At 66.0% G+C, this 22,866-nt stretch carries 21 protein-coding genes and 1 pseudogene; 3 read left to right on the top strand and 19 right to left on the bottom strand.

The features are described 5' to 3' along the window. Positions 1-12: 12 nt before the first annotated feature. The 19 genes from IEY14_RS25320 to IEY14_RS25230 form a co-directional block, all read right to left on the bottom strand. Positions 13-792, bottom strand: coding sequence for a glycerate kinase type-2 family protein (locus IEY14_RS25320; RefSeq protein ID WP_188913577.1), 780 nt, complete (start codon positions 790-792; stop codon positions 13-15). A 171-nt stretch (positions 793-963) separates the two neighbouring features. Further along, positions 964-1,785 (bottom strand): NAD-dependent epimerase/dehydratase family protein, encoded by an 822-nt coding sequence (locus IEY14_RS25315; protein WP_188913576.1) that lies wholly within the window; start codon positions 1,783-1,785, stop codon positions 964-966. 3 nt (positions 1,786-1,788) lie between these two features. Continuing rightward, the gene (locus tag IEY14_RS25310) at positions 1,789-2,991 is read right to left on the bottom strand and encodes a pyridoxal phosphate-dependent aminotransferase (protein WP_188913575.1); all 1,203 of its coding nucleotides are present in this window, start codon (positions 2,989-2,991) and stop codon (positions 1,789-1,791) included. Next, positions 2,988-4,607 carry a hydantoinase B/oxoprolinase family protein gene (locus IEY14_RS25305; protein ID WP_188913574.1) on the bottom strand — a complete coding sequence of 540 codons (1,620 nt, stop codon included), beginning with the start codon at positions 4,605-4,607 and terminating at the stop codon, positions 2,988-2,990. Before IEY14_RS25305 ends, IEY14_RS25310 begins: the two co-directional genes overlap by 4 nt. A 5-nt stretch (positions 4,608-4,612) precedes the next feature. Then, positions 4,613-6,703 carry a hydantoinase/oxoprolinase family protein gene (locus tag IEY14_RS25300; protein WP_188913573.1) on the bottom strand — a complete coding sequence of 697 codons (2,091 nt, stop codon included), beginning with the start codon at positions 6,701-6,703 and terminating at the stop codon, positions 4,613-4,615. Further along, positions 6,700-8,370: a thiamine pyrophosphate-dependent enzyme gene (locus tag IEY14_RS25295; RefSeq protein WP_188913572.1), complete on the bottom strand. Its 1,671-nt coding sequence runs from the start codon at positions 8,368-8,370 to the stop codon at positions 6,700-6,702. The genes IEY14_RS25300 and IEY14_RS25295 overlap by 4 nt, the downstream gene beginning before the upstream one ends. 162 nt (positions 8,371-8,532) lie before the next feature. Then, on the bottom strand, positions 8,533-9,933 hold the full coding sequence (locus IEY14_RS25290) for an FAD-binding oxidoreductase (RefSeq protein ID WP_188913571.1): 1,401 nt from the start codon (positions 9,931-9,933) through the stop codon (positions 8,533-8,535). Between the two features lie 52 nt (positions 9,934-9,985). Next, entirely contained in the window at positions 9,986-10,744 is a 759-nt protein-coding gene (locus tag IEY14_RS25285; protein ID WP_188913569.1) for an amino acid ABC transporter ATP-binding protein, read from the bottom strand. 11 nt (positions 10,745-10,755) lie between these two features. Continuing rightward, positions 10,756-11,739, bottom strand: a complete 984-nt coding sequence (locus tag IEY14_RS25280) for an amino acid ABC transporter permease (protein WP_244639679.1) — start codon at positions 11,737-11,739, stop codon at positions 10,756-10,758. 93 nt (positions 11,740-11,832) lie between these two features. Continuing rightward, positions 11,833-12,996 carry an amino acid ABC transporter permease gene (locus IEY14_RS25275; protein WP_188913566.1) on the bottom strand — a complete coding sequence of 388 codons (1,164 nt, stop codon included), beginning with the start codon at positions 12,994-12,996 and terminating at the stop codon, positions 11,833-11,835. A gap of 61 nt (positions 12,997-13,057) precedes the next feature. Next, a complete protein-coding gene (locus IEY14_RS25270; protein WP_188913564.1) occupies positions 13,058-14,092 on the bottom strand; it encodes an amino acid ABC transporter substrate-binding protein in 1,035 nt (344 codons plus the stop codon). An 82-nt stretch (positions 14,093-14,174) separates the two neighbouring features. Beyond that, entirely contained in the window at positions 14,175-15,122 is a 948-nt protein-coding gene (locus IEY14_RS25265) for a LysR substrate-binding domain-containing protein (protein ID WP_188913562.1), read from the bottom strand. A gap of 83 nt (positions 15,123-15,205) precedes the next feature. Beyond that, complete coding sequence (locus IEY14_RS25260; RefSeq protein WP_188913560.1) at positions 15,206-15,955, bottom strand: SDR family NAD(P)-dependent oxidoreductase; 750 nt, start codon at positions 15,953-15,955, stop codon at positions 15,206-15,208. Further along, positions 15,952-16,680 (bottom strand): SDR family oxidoreductase, encoded by a 729-nt coding sequence (locus IEY14_RS25255; RefSeq protein WP_188913558.1) that lies wholly within the window; start codon positions 16,678-16,680, stop codon positions 15,952-15,954. The genes IEY14_RS25260 and IEY14_RS25255 overlap by 4 nt, the downstream gene beginning before the upstream one ends. A gap of 257 nt (positions 16,681-16,937) precedes the next feature. Further along, positions 16,938-17,738 (bottom strand): FadR/GntR family transcriptional regulator, encoded by an 801-nt coding sequence (locus tag IEY14_RS25250; RefSeq protein WP_188913556.1) that lies wholly within the window; start codon positions 17,736-17,738, stop codon positions 16,938-16,940. 39 nt (positions 17,739-17,777) lie between these two features. After that, positions 17,778-18,125 (bottom strand): RidA family protein, encoded by a 348-nt coding sequence (locus IEY14_RS25245; protein WP_188913554.1) that lies wholly within the window; start codon positions 18,123-18,125, stop codon positions 17,778-17,780. A gap of 10 nt (positions 18,126-18,135) precedes the next feature. Continuing rightward, complete coding sequence (locus tag IEY14_RS25240) at positions 18,136-18,942, bottom strand: SDR family NAD(P)-dependent oxidoreductase (RefSeq protein ID WP_188913552.1); 807 nt, start codon at positions 18,940-18,942, stop codon at positions 18,136-18,138. Then, positions 18,935-19,747 carry a shikimate dehydrogenase family protein gene (locus tag IEY14_RS25235; protein ID WP_244639677.1) on the bottom strand — a complete coding sequence of 271 codons (813 nt, stop codon included), beginning with the start codon at positions 19,745-19,747 and terminating at the stop codon, positions 18,935-18,937. The genes IEY14_RS25240 and IEY14_RS25235 overlap by 8 nt, the downstream gene beginning before the upstream one ends. 5 nt (positions 19,748-19,752) lie before the next feature. After that, a complete protein-coding gene (locus tag IEY14_RS25230) occupies positions 19,753-20,643 on the bottom strand; it encodes a 2-hydroxy-3-oxopropionate reductase (RefSeq protein ID WP_188913548.1) in 891 nt (296 codons plus the stop codon). 104 nt (positions 20,644-20,747) lie between these two features. Between IEY14_RS25230 and IEY14_RS25225 the strand changes: the two genes are divergently transcribed. The 3 genes and pseudogenes from IEY14_RS25225 to IEY14_RS25215 all read left to right on the top strand — a co-directional run. Next, on the top strand, positions 20,748-21,512 hold the full coding sequence (locus IEY14_RS25225; RefSeq protein WP_188913546.1) for an HpcH/HpaI aldolase family protein: 765 nt from the start codon (positions 20,748-20,750) through the stop codon (positions 21,510-21,512). A gap of 17 nt (positions 21,513-21,529) precedes the next feature. Beyond that, positions 21,530-22,747 (top strand): NAD(P)/FAD-dependent oxidoreductase, encoded by a 1,218-nt coding sequence (locus IEY14_RS25220; RefSeq protein ID WP_188913545.1) that lies wholly within the window; start codon positions 21,530-21,532, stop codon positions 22,745-22,747. A gap of 44 nt (positions 22,748-22,791) precedes the next feature. Further along, positions 22,792-22,866, top strand: a pseudogene (locus IEY14_RS25215) (electron transfer flavoprotein subunit beta/FixA family protein); the annotation flags it as partial.

Here is a 22,866-nt window from a genome sequence, read left to right as displayed (position 1 = left end):
TCGTCCCCGTCTTCACGCCAACCGAATGCGCCAACTACTTCGCCGCCGCAGGCTACGAACCGGAATAAACAGGACATGCTCTAGATGCGTCTGGACACAGTTCGGGAGCGAAATCCCGTAGAGCTCAACCAGCCGCCGTGCTTCTTCGCGTGATGTTTCCATCGGAATGGTCGGCCCAGATGCGATCATGGCGGGGTCGTCGCCGGCGACGTCCGATACGACGAAGGTATGCACACGGGCGGGATGGGCGATCATCGCCAGCCTGCCTCCCTTCACGAAGCTGAGCTCGTTGCGGATCTTATTCATGGCGCCGATGGGCATGCCAGAATTCAGCAGCGCCCTGTTCGTCTGGCGCTCGTCGTCCAAAGTCAGTTCCCCGAACGGCGCCGGTAGGAGGGCCGATCCGCCGCCGGAGATCAGTGCGATCACGAGATCGTCCTCATCCAGCGGGCGAAGCAAGTCAACGATGCGTTCGGCAGCGGCCTGTCCGGCCTCGTCGGGAATAGGGTGGGCAGCCTCGACAATTTCGATCTGTCGGGTCGGCACCGAGTGTCCGTAACGGGTGACGACCAGACCAGACATAGGCGAGTCCCAGACGCACTCGAGAGCTTGGGCCATGTGTGCCGACGCCTTGCCCGCGCCGATGACGACTGTTCGCCCTTTCGGTCGTGAGGGCAGATGGCTGGAGATCGCAGCTGCCGGATCAGCGGCGCGGATCGCCTCGTGGAGCAGTCCCGTCAGCATAGCCTTCTTTGTAGCGTGGGCAGATACGTGTGTCCGATCGCTGTTCATGTCGACCAGCTCCTCCGCTCGTCCGAAAGATATGGGACGGCCCGCAAGCCGAGCACGGGCTCAGTTCACCCTCGGCTGGCCGGCGACCGGCGACCATAGGGCATTTGAAGAGCGTCACGGCTTCGGTCCACGATTCGTTCTGCGGTCGTCCTGAGCGGGCGGCGCAGCACTTCAACGGACAGAGGCGCTCTCATCATCTGGATGGCCGAGTTCGCAGAAAAAGCCGCCAAGGTACCGCGTGGAGAGCGACTTCGGATCTGGAGCCGGGGTCTTTGCCTCGACGGCCGCCCTGAACGGCTCGCTATTGTCCTGCGGTCGGTAGCCGAGGTGGTTGGCCCCCGTATTGTCGACCGTCTTGACCTTGTTGTCGGACATGCCGAACGAGATCGTGTGCCCTACGCGCGGAGCGGTCAGCGAGGCCTCCACCAGACGCACGCAGTCGTCGAAGGAGAGATACGACCACAGATGCCGGCGGTCTGTGGGTTCAGGGAAAGACGAGAAGATACGCAGGCACACCGACTCGATGCCGAACTTGTCCCAGTAGAGGCGGCTGAGGCTCTCCACGAAGTTCTTCGACACGCCGTAGAGGCTGTCCGGCCGCACGGGCGCGTCGACGCCGATCTGCGCCTCGATCTCGTGAAAGCCGATGGCGTGGACCGAGGAAGCGTAGACGATGCGCTTGATGCCGTTTTTCCGGGCGCCCTCGTAGATGTGGTACGAGCCGCGGATGCTGGCGTCGAGGATGGTCTGCCAGGGGCTTTCCACCGAGGCGCCGCCGAAATGCACGATCGCGTCGCAGCTTTCCGTAGCGGCGATGGTGGCGTCCATGTCGGAGAGATCGAAGACCGCCTCCTCCTCGTTGGGACAAAGGTCGTCGAAGGGGTGGCGCCCCGCGACCCGGATCTTGCTCGCCAGATGTGCCAAGCCTGGGCGGAGAATGGTGCCCAGACGGCCGGCGGCGCCGGTGATGAGGATTCGCTCGTATTGCGGCATGGTCTACTCCACTTGCGCGACGGCGGCGTTGATGCGCGCGATCGCCTCGGTCAGCACCGCCTCGCTCGTGGCGGTGGAGATGCGGAAATACGGGGACAGGCCGTAGGCCGCTCCGGGGACGCCTGCGACACGACCCTCGTTGAGGAGGTAGTTGGCGACGGCGGTGTCGTCCTCGAGGACCACGCCCTTCGGTGTGCGACGCCCGATCAGGCTGCCGCAGCCGATATAAGCGTAAAATGCGCCTTCCGGCGGCGACAGCGTCAAGCCGTTGGCCTGCCGGATTCCGTCGACCACGAGGTCGCGGCGTGCCTCGAAGGCGCGTCCGAAGCGCGACACCTCGTCCTGTGGCCCGTTCAACGCCGCGACCGTCGCGGCCTGCGCGATCGAGCAGACGGACGTGACCGACTGGCTCTGGATCGTCGTCATGGCCTTGACGAGCGGGGCCGGGCCGACGGCGTAGCCGACGCGCCAGCCCGTCATCGCGTAGGCCTTCGACACGCCGTTGACGATCAGGCTGCGGTCGCGCAGTTCCGGGCAGGCCTTGCCGAACGACACGAACTCCCGCCCATCGAAGATGATGTGCTCGTAGATCTCGTCGGAGAGTACCAGGACCTGCGGATACTTGGCGAGGACCTCTCCGAGCGCCTTGAGGTCCGCCTGCGAGTAGACGGTGCCCGAAGGATTCCCCGGCATGTTGAGGAAGAGCCACTTGGTGCGCGGCTTGATCGCCCGCTCCAGCGCCTCCGGCGTCAGGCGGAAGCCGCTCGTCTCCGGGCACTCGACGACGACAGGCGTGCCGCCCAGCAGCTTCACCATCTCCGGATAGGACACGAAGTAGGGGGCGGGCAGGATCACCTCGTCGCCGGGTTCCAACGTGGCCATGAGCGCGTTGAAGATGATCTGCTTCGCGCCGTTCGCCACCACGACGTCCTCGGCCGCGTAGTCGAGGCCGTTCTCGCGCCGGAACTTGCCAGCAACTGCCTCGCGAACCTCGGGCGTCCCGGCCGATCCCGTGTAGAGCGTCTGTCCACCTTTCGCGGCCTTATAGGCTGCCTCGACGATATGGGTCGGAGTGGGGAAGTCCGGCTCGCCGAGACCGAGGTCGATGACGTCGATGCCCTTCGCGCGAAGCGCCTTGGCGGCCTGCGAGACCGCCATCGAGGCGGACGGTTTCACGACGGAAAGACGGGAGGCGATGTAGCTCATTTGTCGTTCTCCGAAAGGTAGCCCTTGGAGCGGTCGGCGGCGCGAGCCTCGGGCGCGCGCTTGGCAGGATCGCCGAAGCCGCCGCCGCCGGGGAGTTCCATGATCAGCCGGCGGCCGGCCGGCACGTGCTGCCAGCCCTTGGGCCGCATCAGGGTGCCGTCGTCGAGCCTGACGATGCCCGCCGCCCCGTTCCCGCCCCCGTCGCGGCCGCGCGGGGCATGATGGATGCGGTCGAACATGGCGGAGAAGTCGAACTCGTGCCCTTCCATTGGCGCGATCTCGATGATCTGGCCGAGACCGCCGCGAAACTCCCCGTCACCGCCCGAGCCGGGCCGCAGCTCCTTGCGCCAGACGACGATCGGTCCCGTATGCTCCGTCGCCTCGACGGGCATCGTGTGGACACCGGACGGAAAGGCGGTGGCCGACGGGCCGTCGATGCCGGGACGCGCGCCCATTCCGCCCGAATTGAACATCAGCACTTCGGCGCGGCGGCCCTCGCCGCCGTTCGCGGGACGTGCCGAGATGTGGATATTCCACAGGGCGCCGGCTCCTTCCGAAAGGATCTTGCCGGGCATCGCTTGGGCGAGGGCGCCGAGCACGAGGTCCGGAACCATGTGGCCGAAGATGTGGCGGAGCGCGACGGGGGCCGGCCGCACCGCGTTCAGGATGTTGACGGGCGAAGTCACGGTGTAGAAGGCGAGGGAGGCCGCGTTGTTCGGGATGTCGGGCGCGGTCGCGCATTTCAGGGCGTAGCAGGCATAGGCCTTGGTGTAGATGATCGGCGTGTTGATGCCATATCGGCTCATCGGGTCCGTGCCGGTGAAGTCGACCTCGACCTCGTTCTCGCGCACGGTGACCTTGGCGGCGAGCTTGATGGGCGCGTCGTAGCCGTCCGTGACGAGCTCGTTCGACCAGCTCCCTTTCGGCAGCCCCGCAAGGCGCTCGACCATAGCGTCGTGGGTCCGGGAGAAGATGAACTGCCCGAGGCCTTCGAGCGTGTCGAGCTCGGTCTCCCGCATCATCTCGACGAGGCGGCGGTGGCCGACATCGTTGCAGGCCGCCAGGGAGTAGAAGTCGCCCACGACTTGGTTGGGCTCGCGCACATTGGCGCGCAGGATCCGCACGAGGTCGAGGTTCACCTTGCCGCGCTCGGCGAACTTCATGATCGGGATCTGGATGCCTTCCTCGTAGACCGACTTCGCATCGGCGCCGAAGCCGCGGCCACCGACGTCGACGACGTGCGCGGTGCAGGCGAAGAAGGCCACGAGTTCGCCGTTCAGGAAGGACGGCGACACCATCGTGATGTCGTGCAGGTGGCCCGTGCCGAGCCAGGGGTCGTTCGTCACGTAGGTATCGCCCTCGAACATCTCTTCGCGGGGGATGGCGTCCATGAAGTGCGCCACGGCCTCGGCCATGGTGTTGACGTGGCCCGGCGTGCCGGTGACGGCTTGGGCGAGCATCCGGCCCCGCGGGTCGAAGACGCCGGCCGAGAGGTCGCCGGACTCACGCACCGAGGTGGAGAAGGCGGTGCGCAGGAGAGTGAGCGCCTGTTCCTCGACGACCGAGATCAGGCGGTTCCACATGACCTGCATGCGGATGTCGGCAATGTCGCTCATGGGTCTCAGGCGCCTTTGCGGATGAGGAGGATGGCGCCGTCGCCCTGGATGACGGCGTCGAAAGGACTCGTGACGACGGTGGAGGTCTCGCGTTCGACGATCACGGCAGGGCCGGCAACCCGCGTTCCGGGAGCCACGGTGTCGCGCTCGACGATGCCGTAGGTGAGAAGCGCCCCCGCGGCGGGATCGAAAACCTCGCGGGTAACCTCGACCGTCGCCTCGGACGATCCGGTCGTCATCTCCTCGCGCGTTCCCGCCGGCCGCTCGTCGCTGGCCTTCACCGAGAAGGTCACGATCTCGATCTCGAGGTCGCCGAGCCCGTCGATGGCACGGCCGAAGAAGCGCCCGTAGCTCTCCTGAAAGCGTTGCGCGAGTTCCTCCCGCGCCTTCGGTCCGAACGGCTGGTCGGGCAGGGGGACCGGGATCTCCCAGCCTTGGCCAGCATAACGCATGAAGGCGGTGATCTCGCGGGTGATCGTTCCGCTGGTGCCCGCGCGAACGAAGCCTTCGGCGGTCGCCTTGAGTTCGTCGAGGAGGGCGTTGACCTCCTGCGCGTCGAAACGGGACAGGCGCACGAGCTTAGAGGCGAGCGCCTCGTAGCCAAAGGGCGCCTTGAGGAAGCCGATGGCCGATCCGACGCCCGCACCGCGCGGTACGAGGCAGCGGTCGATGCTGAGCTTCTCGCAGAGCCGGGCGGCATGAAGCGGGGCCGCGCCACCGAAAGCGATCATGATGTTGTCGGAGACGTTCTTGCCGTTCTCGACGGCGTGGACGCGGGCGGCGTTCGCCATGTTCTCGTCGACCACCTCGCAGATGCCGAAGGCGGTCGGCAGGGCCGCGAGCGACAGCTTCTCGCCGACGTCGGCGAGGATGGCGCGCTCGGACGCGGAGGTGTCGAGCTTGATCGCGCCGCCCGCGAAGTTGTCGGGGTCGAGCTTGCCCATCACGAGGTCGGCGTCCGTGATGGCGGGGCGCTTGCCGCCGCGTCCGTAGCAGGCGGGGCCTGGCTCCGAGCCTGCGCTTTCCGGACCGGTCTGGATGCGCCCCATGGCGTCCACCCAGGCGATGGAGCCGCCACCGGCGCCGATCTCGATCATCTCGATCACCGGGATCGAGATCGGCATGCCCGACCCTTTGGTGAAGCGGTAGGTCCGGGCGACCTCGAAGGTGCGTGCTGTCTGCGGCGCATAGTCCTCGATCAGGCAGATCTTCGCGGTGGTGCCGCCCATGTCGTAGGAGACGACCTTTTCCAGCCCGAAGCGGCGGGCGATGTCGGCCGCGAAGATGGCTCCGCCCGCCGGGCCGGACTCAACGAGTCGCACCGGGAACTCGGATGCCGTCTCGACCGAGATGAGGCCTCCGCCCGAGTGGATCATGAAGACCGGGCAGTCCGCGCCCATCTCCTTCAGGCGGACCTGGAGCCGGGTTAGGTAGGTCGCCATCTGCGGCCGCACATAGGCGTTGGCGCAGACCGTGTTGAAGCGCTCGAACTCTCGCATCTGGGGCGAGACCTCGGAGCTGATCGAGATCGGCACATCGAGCTTCGCGGCTAGGATCTCGCGCGTCCGGCGCTCATGGGCGGGGTTGGCATAGGCGTGGATGAAGCCGATGGCCACGGCTTCGAAACCCTGGCCGGCCAGTTTCTCGGCGAGGCGTTGGAGCGCGACTTCGTCGAGTGCGAGGAGCTCCTGTCCGTCCGCGCCGATGCGGCCCCTCACCGTGAAGCGGTCCTCCCGCGGGATCAGCGGCGCTGGAATCTTGATGTCGAGGTCGTACTGGGCGAAGCGGTTCTCCGTGCGCATCTCGAGGACGTCGCGGAAGCCCTCCGTCGTGACGAAGGCGGTCCGCGCGCCACGGCGCTCGATCAGGGCGTTGGTCGCGAGCGTCGTGCCGTGAATGACGATTCCGATGTCGCTTGCTTCGATGTTGGCGTCGCGGACGACGATCTCGATACCGTCGAGGATGGCCTGCTCGGGCGCGGTGTAGTTGGTGAGGACCTTTGTCGAGAAGACCGTGCCGCGCACGTCGAGCGCGATGTCGGTGAAGGTGCCGCCGATGTCGGCGCCAAGGCGGATGTCGTCCGATCCTTCGGTCATACGTCGGCCTTTCGTGCGTTGAGCGCTGCGATGCGCATTTGGGTGAGTGTCTGGCGGGGCGTGATCGCCTCCGGCGAGACCGCGAGTTCAAGCACCGCGCCGGTCGGGGATTCGAGGGCGCGGCCGAAGGCGGCGGCGAAGTCCTGCGTGGCCTCGACCTTCTCGGCGTGAAAGCCGTAGGACTTGGCAAGGCCGACGAAGTCCGGATTCTCCAGCGTCGTCCCCGAGACCCGCTCGGGATAGTGACGCTCCTGATGCGCGCGGATCGTCCCGTAGATCCCGTTATTCAGGATCAGGACGATCGGCTGGGCGCCGGCCTGCATGGCTGTGCCGAGCTCCTGGCAGTTCATCTGGAAGTCGCCGTCCCCGGCAAAGCAGACCACGGTGCGCGCGGGCATGGCGGCCTTGGCGGCGATCGCGGCCGGCACGCCGTAGCCCATCGCGCCGGACTGCGGCGCAAGAAGCCGGGCCCTGCTTCCGAAGCGGAAGAACTTGTTCGGCCAGACGGTGAAGTTGCCCGCCCCGTTGGTGAGGATGACGTCCTCGGGAAGGTTATCGCGCAACCAGGCGGTGACCGCGACCATGTCGACCGGCCCCGGCTGGGCGGGCGCCTGGAAGCTCGCCTCGTAAGCTGCCCGCGCTTCCTCGCGCCAGCCGGCCCACCCGCCCTGAACGGGCTCGAGCGCTTGCGCGAACGCGTTCGGCCCCGCCTGGATGCCGAGCGCCGGCACGTAGACCTTGCCGACCTCCCGATCGGACGGGTGAACATGAATCAGCGTCTGGCGGGGCTGCGGCACGGACAGGAGCGTGTAGCCGTTCGTCGTCATCTCGCCGAAGCGCACGTTCACGGCCAGGATCGTGTCGGCCTCTTCGATGAGGGTGCGAACGTGAGGTGGCATGCCCACCCCAGCTTCGCCGACGAAGACAGGGGAGTGGTTGTCGAACTGGTCCTGATAGCGGAAGGCGGCGACGACGGGGATGTCGGAATCCTCGGCGAACCGCTGGAGCGCCGTGCGGCCCTCTTCGGTCCAGTTCGTCCCGCCGAGAAGCAGGACCGGGCGCTGCGACCGGGCGAGAAGGTCGTGTGCCGCCGCAACCGCGGCGCTCGACGGGGCCGCCTCGTAGAGTTTCGGAGCTGCTGCCAGGGGAGGCACGTCAGTCTCGTCGGTCAGCATATCCTCGGGCAGGGCGACGACGACGGGCCCCGGTCGCCCGGACACGGCGGTCGTCCACGCCCTCGCCACGATCTCGGGAAGCCTCTCGACCTGGTCGATTTCCACCGCCCACTTGGCAAGGGAGCCGAAGACCGCGCGGTAGTCCACCTCCTGAAAGGCCTCGCGCCCCGTCATGTCGGTACCGACTTGGCCGACGAAGAGGATCATCGGCGAGGAGTCCTGCATCGCGGTGTGGATGCCGATGGAAGCATTGGTGGCGCCGGGTCCGCGGGTGACGAAGCAGAGGCCCGGACTGCCCGTGAGCTTGCCGTAGGCAGCCGCCATGAAGGACGCGCCACCCTCGTTCCGGCAGAGGAGGTAGTCGAGCCGGCCGCGCGTGTCGTGGAGGGCGTCGAGCACTGCGAGGTAGCTCTCTCCCGGCACCCCGAAACCTTTGGTCGCGCCGAGGGCCAGCAGGCACTCCACCAACAACTGGCCGCCGTTTCGCGCCATGGTCCTCACTCCTTGAATCCGATCCGGAGAGCTTGCGCGCCCGCCGATTGCATCTGGTGTGCTTCGGCGCCTGAGCCTCGATGCGGATGCGCTCCGAATGAAACGTGCCCCTTGGCCGCCGGCGGCGAAATCAAGAAATCCGGTTCATTGGAAAGTTCTGCTTTACTGCCGAGGCCCGATCAAAACGCCGGGATTGAGGACGTGCCCGGGATCGAGGGCGTCCTTGACGCTCGACATCAGCGATCGCTCGACGGCGCTCCTGAATGTTTTCGCCAGCGCGATCTTCGCTCGTCCGAGCCCATGCTCGGCCGCGAAGCTGCCGCCCATATCGGTCGCCAGGGCAACGAGGGCGCGACCGAGTTCCGAGTTCATTCCAGAGAAGTCCGTGGCGCCTGGCGGGGGAGACAGATTGCAGTGAATGTTGCCGTCGGCGAGGTGCCCGAAGGCGTTCACCCTGACGCCGGGCATGAGCTCCGCGCAAAGGTTTGAACCGACATCGACGAACTCGGCGATCCGACCCGGCGGCACTGAGATGTCGTGCTTGAGTTGGGCGCCTTCCAGCCGCTGGCCCTCCGGTTGTTCCTCGCGGAGCTTCCAGAACTTGTCACGGTGAGCCTGGGACATCGCGATGGCCCCATCGACGACGAAGCCCCGCTCCATGCCCCAGGTGAGTTCGTCCTCGAGGATCGCATCGAGCGGCACGCGGCGGGAAGAAGAGGTCAACTCGACCAGGACGTAGGCCGGAGCCCGTGTCTCCAAGGGGAAACCGATGTCGGGTAGGTGGCGCAGCACGAAACCCAGCCCGATGTCGGTGAAGAACTCGAGTCCGGAGAGAAACTCGCTCGCCTCACCGCGCAGATGGTTTCCGAACGCGACCGCGGCTGGGAGGTCGGCCAGGGCGACGAGTGCGGTCGAGCGTTGCTTCGGCGCCGGATGCAGTCGAAGAACCGCGCGCGTGACGACGCCCAACGTGCCTTCGGATCCGCAGAACAGCTTGCGGAGCTGGTAGCCGGCATTGTCCTTCTGCACCTCGCGCAGGCCGTTCCAGACAGTGCCGTCGGCTAGAACGACTTCGAGGCCGAGAACGAGGTCGCACATCATCCCATAGCGGAAGGCATGGCTGCCTCCGGCATTCGTCCCGATGAGACCACCGATCCTCGCGCTGCCTTCCGCCCCGAGATGCATGGGAAAGATGAGGTCCCGGCGTGCCATTTCCTCGTGGACCGACGCCAGGATGGCCCCGGTCTCGACGGTGACGCTGCCGCCGCCGCTGTGGGGCTCGCCGATCGCCGACATGCGCGACAGGGACAGGATGATCGCTTCCTCGCGATCTGCCACGCTGGCTCCGCAGAGGCCTGTATTGCCTCCCTGTGGCACGACCGCGAGACCCGCTTCGCTGCAGATCCGCACCGTGGCCGCGACTTCATCCGTGTCCTTCGGACGCGCCACGCCCAGGGGCGGCACACCGAAACGGTCGAGCCAGTCGCGGCTATGGGCGGCCGCGTCGGGACCCGTCAACCAGCCCAAGGGGCCAAGGAGCTGCGATAGGGCTTGAGCGGTCATCGACACGTCCGACTGGAGAGGCCAGGATGGCGGCGTTCGTTGAAGCCGCGGCTCAGTGGCCGAGGATCTGCGACAAGAACTTCTTGGTTCGCTCGTTGCGCGGGGCGGTAAAGAAGGTCTCGGGCGGTGCGTCCTCGACGATCTCGCCGCGGTCCATGAAGATCACACGATCCGCGACGCGCCGGGCGAAGCCCATCTCGTGCGTCACGCAGATCATCGTCATGCCATCGGCCGCGAGCGTCACCATGACATCGAGCACTTCCGAGATCATCTCAGGATCCAGCGCCGAGGTCGGCTCGTCGAACAGCATGATGTGCGGCTGCATGCAGAGCGAGCGCGCGATGGCGACGCGCTGCTGCTGGCCGCCGGAAAGTTGGCCAGGATACTTGTCGGCTTGCTCGGGAATGCGAACTTTCTCAAGATAGCGCCGGGCGATCGCCTCCGCCTCCGCGCGCGGCATCTTGCGCACCCGCATCGGCGCCAACGTGCAGTTCTCCAAGACGGTCATGTGCGGGAAGAGGTTGAAGTGCTGGAAGACCATGCCGACCTCGCGGCGGATTTCGTCGATGTTGCCGATGTCGTCGTCGAGTTCGGTGCCGAGCACGACGATGCGCCCGTCGTCGTGCTCCTCGAGACGGTTGATGCAGCGGATCATCGTCGACTTGCCGGACCCCGAAGGCCCGCAGACCACGATCTTCTCGCCGCGCTTCACCGTGAGGTTGATGTTGTCGAGCGCCTTGAAGTTTCCGTAGTGCTTGCCGAGCCCGATGAGCTGGACGGCTGGCGTGTCGGACGCGGAGGACTGCGTCATCGGAAAGCTCCTTACCGCTGGCCGACCGACATGCGGCGCTCGAGGAACGCGCCGTAGCGGGAGAGGCTGAAGACGAAGGCGAAGTAGATGAGGGCGATGAAGGCGTAGACCTCGACATAGGCGAAGCGCCATTCGCCGGTGCCATAGGCCGCGTTGCCCGAGGCGAGGATCTCGAAGAACCCGACGATGATGACGAGCGAGGTCTCTTTGAAGGAGATCACGACTTGGTTGATCGTCGCGGGAAGCGCGTTGCGCATGGCCTGGGGCAGGAGGATGCGGCCCGTCCGTTCCCAGTAGCCGAGGCCGAGCGACTTGGCCGCCTCGTCCTGGCCCTTCGCGACGCCCTGCATGCCGCCGCGCACGATTTCCGCCTGGTAGGCCGCGAAGAACAGCGCGAAGCCGACGATCACCCGGTAGAGCTTGTCGCCTTGAAGCCAGTCGGGAAGCGCGAAGGGCAGAACGACGGCGAAGGTGAAGAGGATGGAGATCAGCGGCAGCGAACGCACGGCGTCGATGATCATGCCGGTGGTACGCGAGATCCAGGGCAGTTCCGAGCGGCGCATGAGCGCCAACCCGATTGCCACGGGAAAGCCGAGGAGGCAGGTGGATACGAAGATGAAGAGGGTCAGCGCAAGGCCGCCCCACTGCTCCTCGCCGACATAAGGCAGGCCGAGGATGCCTCCCTTCATCAGAACGTAGAAGGTCGCGACGCCCAGGATCCAGACCGCGGCGATCCGGCGCCCGGTCCAGAAGGCCGGGATGCAGCTCAGCACCACCATGACCACGACGGTCAGGCATGCGAGCCCCGAACGCCACTGTTCGTCATAAGGGAAAAGGCCGAAGAAGATGATGCGCCAGCGCGCGGCGATGACCGACCAGCAGGCGCCGGATGCCGCCTCGCAGGCGGCCGGCCCACCGCTTGCCGTGAAGACGGCGGAGAACACCGCCCAGTTCAGAAGCTTCCAGACGACGGTGACGAGGATCGCGAGGGACACGGCCGAGACGACAGCCTGCAACGGCGTGGCGAAAAAGCGCTTGCGCAGCGTCCTGCGGCGGCGGGATGCGGGTAGTCCTATGGCAGACATCCGTTACCCTCTCAGTTGGTTGCCTTTGAGGGCGATGGCTTTGTTGATGCGGTTGAAGATGGCCGCGATCGACAGGTTGATGGCGAGGAAGCCGGCCATCAGGATCGCGATGGCCTCGATCGTCTGGCCGGAATGGTTGATGGTGAGGGCCACGATCATGAAGAAGTCGGTGAAGCCGACCGTGATGCCGAGCGTCGTCGCCTTGATGAGCCAGACATACTGGTTGGCGAGGATCGGCAGCATGGCACGCATGGCGAGCGGCAGGCGGACGTAGACGAAGGTCTGCCAGCCCGACAGTCCGACGGAGCGCGCCGCCTCGACCTGCCCCCGGCCCACGGCCTTGAAGCCGCCGCGCACGATCTCGGCGATATAGGAGCCGCCGTAGATCGCGATGGCGATCACCAGGGCTTGGAACTCCGGGGGCACGCGCAGGCCGCCGCGGATGTTGAGCCCTTGCAGGGCGGGCACATCAAGGAAAGGAAAGTCGGGCAGACGGCCGAGGAGAAGGCACAGGAGGCCGGTGACGAGGAGCGCCAGCGGCAAGGCCCAGCGAGCTGTCCGCAGCGCGCGGACGGCATGTCTAGGCACCTCGGCGAGGCTCAGCACCACGAACGCGACGAAGGCGGCGAGGCCGGCGACGAGAAAGGCAATGAAGGCCCAGCTCCCGACATTGAGAGTCGGCATGTAAAGCCCGCGATTGGTCAACGCCATGCCCCAGGCCTCGTGGGCTTCGCGCGGGGTCGGCAGGCGCGTGATCAGCGCGTACCAGAAAAACACCTGGAGAATGAGGGGGATGTTGCGGAAGAAATCGACATAGGTTCGGCCGAGCAGCGCGGCGAGCTCGTTGGAGGACGTGCGCGCGAGACCAACCACCATTCCGACGATCGTCGCGCAGACGAGGCCGACGATGCCAAGGAAGAGCGTGTTGGTGATGCCAATGAGGAAGTACCACCAGTAGGGATCGTTGGAGGAAGCCGGGAGGAGCGAAAAATTCACGTTCCAGCCGGTCGCCTTTTCCAGGAAACCGAAGCCCGACGTGATTCCCTTCGCATCCAGGTTCTGCTTGGCGATCAGGACCGCAGAGATCAGGAGCGCCAGCAGCGTTCCGACGAAGAGGATCTGCAATAGCGCAGCGCGCGCCTTGCGATTGCGTAACAGGCTTCCCATCGCACGGCTCCCTGGAGGTGACGGGATGCTCCGCCGCATGGACGGCGGAGCATCGGCGAAGTCAGTCGATCACCATCGGGTAGAGCACGCCGCCGGCGTTCCAGAGGTTGGTCAGGTCGCGCTCCATCTTATAGGGCGAGTCCTTGCCGAGGTTCCGGTCGAAGATCTCGGCGTAATTTCCGACTTTCTTGATGACGTTGTAGGACCAGTCGTCGGACAGCCCGAGACCCTTGCCCATGCCCGGGGTCTTGCCGAGGAACTTCGCGATCTGCGGCGAAGGCGGGTTGTCGCGGATCTGGTCGACATTCTGCGATGTGATGCCGGATTGCTCGGCAAAGAGAAGCGTCGAAAGCGTCCAATTGGCGATGTCGACCCAGTTGTCGTCGCCCTGGCGCATGATCATCACTTCCGGCTCGACGTCGAGGACGTCGGGCAGGATGACGTGGTCCTCGACCTTGCCCTTGGCGATGCGGGCGATGGCGAGCGTCGGGCCCCACTGGGCGTAGAGGTCGCAGCGGCCGGAGAAGTAGGCCTGCTCCAGTTCCTCCGTTTTCTCGATGATGACCGGCTCCAGCTTGATGCCGAGCTTGGAGGCGTAGGCGGCGACCTGCGGTTCCTGCGAGGTGCCGGCCGGGATGCAGATCGTGCCGCCGTCGGCATCCTTCAGCGAGGCGAGGTTCAGCTTCTTATGCGCCATCACCTTGGTGGTGCCGAGGTAGTAGGAATTGGAGAACTGGAGGCCGAGTTCGGTATCGCGGCTGAGCGTGGCGCCCGAGGCCTTGATGATGATGTCGACGTCACCCGACTGGAGCGAGGGCCAGCGCTGCGCCCAGCTGATCGGGATGATCTTGAGCTTGGCGGGATCGCCGAAGACGGCCGTCGCCACGGCGCGGCAGAGGTCGATGTCCATGCCTTTCCACGCGCCCTTGTCGTCGACCTCTGCGAAGCCGAGATAGGATCCGTCGTGGCCTGTGCAGTTCAGCGCGCCGCGCGCCTTCACGTCTTCCAGCGTCTTGCCGCCGGCGGCCTGCGCCGGGTTGACGAACGGCACGAGGCCGAGGGCCAGGATGGCCATACCTGCTTTGGCAAACTTCATGTCGCACTCCAGTTCCTGAGGGGTTGTTCTGCGTTGCACTGCACGTCGGGCCGCATGCGCGCCGATCCCCATGGGGATGCCGTCAGCCGGGATACGGAGCCGATTTTGGGAGGGGCGCCGCGAGATCGGCGCGCCAGTCCTGTTCGAGAAGCCATCGATGAAGGGCCGCCAGGGCTTTCACCCTGAGGTGCCCGCGCGGCACCACCAGATGGAAGCCGGGCACTTCCTCCGCCGGCATGCCCACCAGCGCATCCAGGCCGAGCGGGGCGACGAGTGTGCCGAGCCGCAGGTCCTCCTCCGCGTCGATCAGCGACACGAGGCCGACGCCGATGCCCTGCATGGTGGCGCGCCGCATCGTGGCCGCGTCGTCAAAGCCGACGCTTCGGTTGCCACGCGGCAGATCGACCCCGAGATGGCGCAGGATGTCCGACCAGAGCCGCTTCGACTTCACGAGGTCGAGAAGCGTGAATGCGGCGAGGTCGGCCGGCGTGCGGATGCGCTCGCCGATGGCGGGCGTGCAGCAGATCACCTTCGGGTCCGGCACGAGGAGCGCCGTCTCGTAGTCGGTCCAGTCGCCGTAGCCCCACTGAACGGACAGGTCGATGTCGTCTCGCGCGAAGTCGGGCAGGTCGATCATCGTCGTCAGGCGGAGGTCCAGGCTCGGCATGATGTCGCGAAAGAGCGAGAGCCGGGGCAGGAGGTAGTGGGTCGCGAAATAGGGGCTGGAGTTGAGGTTGATCCGCTCCCGGCTGGCCGAATGCGTGACGCGGCGAACGCCTTCGGCGAACTCCTCCATGCCCGCCTTGACGTAGTGCGACAGGAGGATCGCGGCTTCGGTCGGCTCGATCGACCGCCCCTTGCGCTCGAAGAGCGTGACCTGGAGCGTGTCCTCCAAAAGCTTGATCTGCTGGCCGACGGCTTGGGGCGTGACAAGGAGTTCGTCGGCGGCCTGACGGATGCTGCGATGCTGCGCCACGACGTGGAAGACACGCAGGGCGTTGAGGGAGGGCAGCCGGAGCTTTCCGTTCATCGTCGAAGCCTCCTTCTCGTCTGCGCGCCTGCTGCGTCCGGTCGATGGAAAGGCGAGCCGGTCCGAGCCCGACCCTGGCGGGATCAGGCGTAGATGTAGCCGCCGGAGACGATGATGTTTTCCCCGGTCATGAAGGTGTTCTTCGGCCCCGCCGCCATCAGCACCCATTCGGCGATCTCCGGCGGCTTGGCGCCGCGTCCCAGCGGGCTGGCCTTGGTGAGTTCCGCCAGAAAGCCGGAGGCCACCGCCTTCTCCGTCGCCATGCCGGCGGGCGCGACCGAATTGACGAGGATGTTGTCCGGCGCGACGAGGTGGGCGAAGGACCGCGTGAGGCTGACGACGGCAGCCTTCGTCGCGGCGTAGTGCATGTTCTGCGGGTGCGCCTTGAAGGCGTCGACGGAGGTGATGTTGACGATCCGCCCGCGAACCTCGCCCTTCGGCTCCTGCCCCTGCATGTGCCGGACCGCAGCCACCATCATGTGGTATGTCCCCTTGATGTTGATGCCGTTGGACGCGTCCCATTCCGCGTCGGTGATCTCGAGCGGCGGGCGCCGGGGGTAGATCGCCGCGCAGTTGATGATGGTGTCGACGCGTCCCAGCCCGGCGACCATCTTCTCGAAGGCCGCATGACATTCCGGCCCGACCTGGATGTCGCAGCGCGCGACCGCCGTCGGCAGACCCTTGGCGCGGGCCGAGCCGAGGGCGGCCTCCGCCGCATCCGGGTTGATGTCGATGATGCCGACGGCGCTCGCGCCCTCTTCCACGACGCGATCGGCCAGGAGCGCGCCGAGGCCGGAGCCTCCGCCCACGATGACGACGGACAGATCCTTCATGACTTCGATCCTTGCATTGAGCCGCTGGGCGTCGTCGGACGAGTGGGCATGATGTCGAAGCGCGTGACGTCGGCGCGCTCCGGAAGGCTGAGGACGGCGACGATCATGGCCGCCACGTCCTCGGGTTGGAGCGCGACGCCGCCCGCGTACATCGCGGCGCGTGCATCGGCGTCGAGAATGGACTTGTAGAGTTGCGTCTCGACCCGGCCCGGCACGATCTCCGTCACGCGGATGCCGAAGGGGGAGACGTCGGCCCGTAGCGCAGCGGCGAAGCCTGCGATTGCCGCCTTGGTCGCGGAATAGACGGCAACGTTGGGGAAAGCCGCGTGGGCGGCCGACGATCCGACGAAAAGCACGTGACCGGAGCCCCGCGAGCGCATCCCGCCGATCACCGCGCGCGTCAGCAGGATGGCCGAGCTGACGTTGACTTCCAGCGCCGTGTCGATGTCGGCGAGTGCCATATCGGCAAAATTGCCGAGCGGCGGCATCACGCCGGCATTGTTGATGAGGACGTCGACCCGGAGGTCGGCGACGATGGATTCCATTGCCTCCCGGTCCGACACGTCGGCCGCAAGCGGGCGGATGGATGGGTGTTCGTCCCGCAGGCCATCCAGTGCGGCGGCGTTGCGGCCGGTCGCGAAGACCTCGTAGCCCGCCTCGGCGAGTGCGATAGCAGTCGCCCGACCGATGCCGCTCGTCGCGCCCGTGATGAATGCGGTCTTCACATCGGTACTCCCGATTTTCTGCGGCCACTGTCGCGTGCTGGCGGCCGATCGAAAATCAAGAAAATGCGGAAACACGAAAGTTTAGATTTGCAGTCTCAGAAGGCCGCGATGCCACTTGATGAGAAGGTAGGCACTGGGGACAGCTGCAACTCCAGCGCTGACGGGGCTTTTCGCCGACGTAGCTGGATTCGATTCATCTGCCTAAGAAGCAGGCAGAAAAGCGCTGTTTTGCAATGCACAATTCGTTTCGCGTTGCGTCAGCCCCAGGCCCTGTACGAGGACGGCATCGGTTGCGTCAGCTCGGCGAAGAGCTTCGTAGCCGCCGCCTTCTGCTCCTCGCTTTCCTGGTCGATGCCGGATGCCAGGGCCAGCGCCCTGACGCGTTCGAGGCTGTTCGATAAATGACGGCGCATGTTCGTACGCGCCGCCTCCGGGGACTGCCCGACGATCGCGGACACGATGTCGGTGTGTTCGGCATGGATGCGGTCGTAATAGGCTTGCTTGAGTTCGGGCATCACCACGAGCCCAAGTTGGAAGCGCGGCACGATGATCGGACGCAGATAGGTCAGGAAGCCGTGGATGAACTCGTTGCGGGTGGCCTGCGCGATCGCGAGATGGAAGGCGTAATCGTAGTGGATCTCGATGGAGGAGGGGTCCTCCTGGCGCGCGTCGATCTCGTCCATCAGGGCGACGATCCCCTCAGCTTCCTTGTCCGTTCGCCGCTCGGCACAGAGGCCCGCCGCCTCGGTCTCGACGCTGAGGCGCAGTTCGAGAAGCGAGATGGTCTCCGGCAGGGTCTTGAGGGATTCGGCCGAGATCGAGAAGTTGCGTTGGGCGGGCGCCTCGCTGACGAACATGCCCCGTCCCTGCTCGGGGATGATGAGCCCTTCCGATCGCAGTCGCGCCACGGCCTCGCGGATCACGGTGCGGCTGACCTCGTAGGCCGCGCAGAGTTCGGCTTCTGTGGGAAGCTGTGCTCCCGGCGCCAGCTTGCCCGACCGGATCTGCTCCAACAGGTCATCCGCTACGACAGTGGAAAGGGGCTTCCGCCTCGCCATGGGGGTGTTCGCTCCCTTCCTCCGCTCGCGCGGTTGCCGTCAGACCGCGGCCGTCACGATCAGTTCGACCAACATGCCCGCCTTGGCCATGCGGCCCTGGCCCGAGGATCGCGCCGGAGCGTGCTCCTTCGGCATCCATGCGTCCCAGACGGTGTTCACCTCGTCAAAGTCCCGTACATCATCGAGCCACATCTGGACATGCAGGATGCGCGTCTTGTCCGTGCCGGCCTTGGCGAGGAGGTCGTCGATCTTGGCGAGCACTTCGCGCATCTGGTCGGCGGCGGACTGGCCGGGCCGGGCGACCTGACCCGTCAGGTAGAAGGTGCCGTTATGGATCACACCGTGGTGGATGCGGGTGTCGAAGTCGAAGCGGTGGATGTCGCTCATGGTGTGATCCTTACAGGGCCGCGTCGTCGCGGATCGGATTGCCTTGAAGGTATTGAGCGTAGGGGGCCTGAACGAGCCAACCGGCGTCTACCGGCAGGGTGACGCCGGTGATCGAGGCCGCTCGATCGCCGCACAGGAACAGCGCAGCCTCGGCGACGTCGTTTGGTTCGACGAAACGGCGGAGGGCGGTCGAGGCGGTGATCGCCTCCGGATTCCGCTCGCCGCGAGCGATCTTGGCCTTGAGGCCGTCGGACAGGGTATAGCCGGGCGCCACCGCGTTGACCCGGATGCCCTTCGGCCCGAGCTCGGCCGCCAGGATCTGCGTCAGCGCGAGAACGGCATGCTTGCCGGGCGTGTAGGCCGGCAGCGAGAGCGGTGCGAAGGAGGCGAGGGAGCCGACGTTGAGGATCGCCCCGCGCCCGGCCGCCACCATCTGGCGCCCGAAAACCTGACACCCGATCAGGGTCCCGCGATAGTTGACCCGCCAGAGACGCTCATCCTCGTCGAGGTCCTGCGCGAGCACGCGCTTGCCGCTTTGGAGGATGCCGGCGCAGTTGACGAGGATGTGGGGCGTGCCGAACGCCTCGTCGGTCGCGTGGGCCAGGCCCTCGACCGACGCTTCGTCGGCGACATCCACGGCGCTGAAGCGGGCGTCCGGAGCTCCGGCGGAACGGCAGTCGGCGGCCGTGGCCTCGCCGCGATCCCGATCCCGGCCCGCGACGACGACGCGATCGCCCTCCTGCGCAAAGCGCAGTGCGATGGCGCGCCCAATGCCGGATGTTCCGCCGGTGACGACGACCGTGCGCGCTTCAGCCATTCAAGCGATCCTTGCGCTCGATGTCGAAGAACTCCGACATGCCCTTGACCTGGAAGTCCATCATCGGGCGCCCAGCCTGCACCTTGCAGCCTGCTTCGCGCGCGGCCTTCAGGAGCGGCGTCTCGGCCGGCTCCATGATGATGTCCATCACCGTCATGTCGGCGGTCAGCTTGGCCGTGTCGAGCGGTAGCGGATCCGTAGGCTTCAGCCCCATGGGGGTTGCGTTGACCACGAGTTCCATCCCTGTCGGATCGGGCTCGCCGACACGAACCGTGCATGCGGGGAAAGCCTTCGCGACGAGGGCGGCAAGCCGCTCGGCGCGCTCGCGGTCGACATCGGCGAGGCGGATCTCGATCGCGCCCTCTTCGGCGAGACAATAGGCCAGGGAGGCGCCCGCGCCGCCGGCCCCGACGAGGAGCACGCGCTTGCCGGCGATGGGATGGCCGCCGTCCTTCAATGCATCGACGAAGCCGACGCCGTCGAAATTTTCGGCATACCACGTGCCGTCGGGCAGCCGCCGTACCGAGTTCGCGCTCTCGACGCGCGCCGCGCGGTCATGCGCGGAGGCGCATTTCTTATAGACCGCCGTCTTGTAGGGCACCGAGACGATCACGCCTCGAACGTTTTCCGTCGCGGTGACGCCGGCCCAGAAGGCCTCGAAGTCTTCCGGCTTGCAGGAGACCGGGACCATGAGGCTGTCGAGACCCTTCTCCTCGAAGATCTCGTTGAAGATGCCGGGACTCTTCGCGTGGCCCACGGGATGGGCGAGCATGTAGAAGACGTCGGCCTTGCCTGATCCACGCATGGGATTCATGCCTCTTCGTTGGAGAGTTCGTGACCCGCCAAGCGCTCCAGCGCCTGCACGAGCGAGGAGTGATCAGCCTCCGTACCACCTTCCATGGCGGCGCAGGCGTTCATGAGCTGCTGGGTCGAGGCCGTGTTGGGAAGGGCGACACCGAGAGCGCGGGCGCTGTCGAGTGCCAGCGCCAGGTCTTTCTGGTGCAGGCGGATGCGGAAGCCCGGCGCGAAGGTGCGCTTGATCATGCGCTCGCCGTGAATCTCCAGGATTCGAGAAGCGGCAAAACCTCCCATCAGGGCAGAGCGAACCTTGGCAGGATCGCAGCCCGCCTTGGAGGCGAAGACCAAAGCCTCGCCGACTGCCTCGATCGTCAGGGCGACGACGATCTGATTGGCGATCTTGCACGTCTGTCCGGCGCCGTTGGCCTCGCCCACGAGCGTGATGTTCTTGCCGAGCGTCTCGAACAGAGGTCGGGCGCGCTCGAACTCGTCGGCGGGGCCCCCGACCATGATCGTCAGCGTCGCCGCCTTTGCCCCGACTTCGCCGCCCGAGACCGGCGCGTCGAGATAGCCGACGCCCTTGTCGCGAAGGGATTCGGCGAACCGCTTCGTGGCGATCGGGCTGATCGAACTCATGTCGATGACCAGGGATCCGGGCTGGATTCCCTCGATCACACCGTTCCGGCCCAGCAGAACGCGCTCCACGTCCGGGGTGTCCGGCAGCATGGTGATCACGACCTCGGACGCTGCGGCCACGGCCGCGGGCGTTTCGAGCACGTCCGCCGTCAATCCGGCGGGAAGTGGCGAGCGGTTGAGCACGGTCGACAGGGTGTGGCCGCCCGCCATCAGGTGCGCCGCCATCGGCGCACCCATGACGCCCAATCCGATGAATCCGATTCTCATGCCACTCGCCGCTCCGTCCTTTGGATCCACCTTGCGGGAAACTCACAGCCTATGTTATATGACATCATACAAATTTCAACCGCGATGTCTGGCAAGGTTACGGGATGATCGAACGTCGGAATTTGCTGAAGGCAGCGCTGACCGTCGGTCAGCCTTCCATCGGCGTGTGGTGCTCCCTGGCCTCGGCCCTCACCACCGAAGTCGTCGCCGGCTCCGGCGCTGGCTGGGTGCTGATCGACGGCGAGCACAGCCCGAACGACCTGCGAACCATCATGGCGCAGCTCCAGGTGCTGAGCGGGCACGAATGCGAAGGCGTCGTGCGTTCGCCTTCGGACGATCCGAACCTCATCAAGCAGTTGATGGATGTCGGTGCGCGCAACCTGATGATCCCGAACGTACGTACAGCCGACCAGGCACGGGAGATCGTCTCTGCGGCGACTTACGCTCCGGCTGGGCGCCGGGGTTTTTCCGTATCGCACCGCGCCAACGCCTTCGGCCGAATCGCCGACTACCATGCCAACGCCACGCGCGAGCGGCTGCTCGTTCTACAGATCGAGTGCGAGACGGGCGTCGCCAACGCGCGAGCGATCGCCGAGGTCGAAGGCGTCGACGTCCTGTTCGTCGGGCCGGGCGACCTGTCCACCAATATGGGCGCCATGGGGCGGCCGAGCGATCCGGCGGTGCAGGCCGCCATCGCCTCGGTGCTACGCGACACCACTGCCGCAGGCAAGGCATCCGGCATCCTCGCCCCGGTGAAGGCAGATGCGGACCGCTATCTCGCCGACGGCTTCACCATGGTCGCGGTCGGTTCCGACCTCGGGCTCCTGGCGCGCGGCTCCGACGCCCTCGTCGCCTCCTTCCAACGTTGACACGCGAGGTCAAGGCCATGCCCATTCCAGCCTACAAGCCCCCGTCCAAGGATCGCTACGACATCGTCATCGTCGGCGGCGCCGCGGTCGGCTCTTCCGTCGCCTACTGGCTGTCGCAAGCGCTTGGCGACAACGCCTCGATCCTCGTGGTGGAACGCGACAGCACCTACACCTTCTCCTCGACGGCGCTCTCTACCAGCGCGATCCGCCAGCAATACTCGAACCCGATCAACGTGAAGATCAGCCAGTTCGGCGTCGAGATCATTCGCTCCTTCGCCGAGCGCATGAAACCCTTCTATCCTGACGAACCGTCGCCGGATCTGGGGTTCAAGGAATACGGCTATCTCTACTGCTGCTCGCCCGAGGGCGTGGACGCGGCCAAGGCGCGCGTCGATCTCCAGCGCAGCCTCGGTGCCCATACGGTCTTCCTCGACCAGGACGGCATCCGCGAGCGCTTCCCCTACGTGAACGTCGAGGATCTCGGCGGCGCCTCCTGGGGCGCCGAGGCCGAGGGTTGGTTCGACTCCATGGGTCTTTTGAATGGCTTCCGTCGGGCGGCGCGGCGCTCCGGGGTCGAGTATATCGACAATGCGGTGACGGGGCTCACGGTGGAGAACGGCCGCGTCGTCGCGGCGGCTCTCAGCACGGGCGAAGCGGTGTCCTGCGGTACGCTGGTCAACGCGGCGGGGCCGCGCGCGCAGATGATTGCCGGCATGGCTGGCCTGTCGATCCCAGTCGAGCCCCGCAAGCGGCATAGCTTCGTCTTCTCCAGCGCCACGCCCATTCCCGGCCGGATGCCCAACGTCATCGACCTGACCGGCACCTTCGTGCGGCCCGAGGGTGAGCTTTTCCTCACCGGCAATACACCGAGCGACGACGGCCCGGCCGGCTACGAGGATTTCGAGATCCTCCATGCCGAGTTCGACGAATATATCTGGCCGGCGCTCTGGCACCGCATTCCGAATTTCGACGCGCTGAAGGTGCAGCAGAGCTGGACGGGTCACTACGAGTACAACACACTCGATCACAACGGCATCGTCGGCTTCCACCCGGAGGTTGCGAACTTCATGTTCGCCAACGGCTTCTCCGGCCATGGTCTGCAACAGTCACCCGCCGTCGGGCGCGCCGTGTCCGAACTCATCATCCATGGTGCCTTCCAGACGCTCGACCTGACGCCGTTCCAATACGAGCGCATCCCACGCAACGAGCCGTTCATGGAAGAGGCGGTCATCTGATCGCCATCGCGTTGCCATCACTTCATGAGAACCAAGTTGAGCCAATGAAGATCCTTGTCTGTGTGAAGCGGGTTGTTGACTACAACGTGAAGATCCGGGTGAAGCCGGACGGCACGGGC

Source organism: Aureimonas endophytica, assembly GCF_014642635.1.
Lineage (GTDB): Bacteria > Pseudomonadota > Alphaproteobacteria > Rhizobiales > Rhizobiaceae > Plantimonas > Plantimonas endophytica.
Note: the sequence above shows the minus strand (reverse complement) of the source record. Positions and strands in the feature narration are given on the sequence as shown.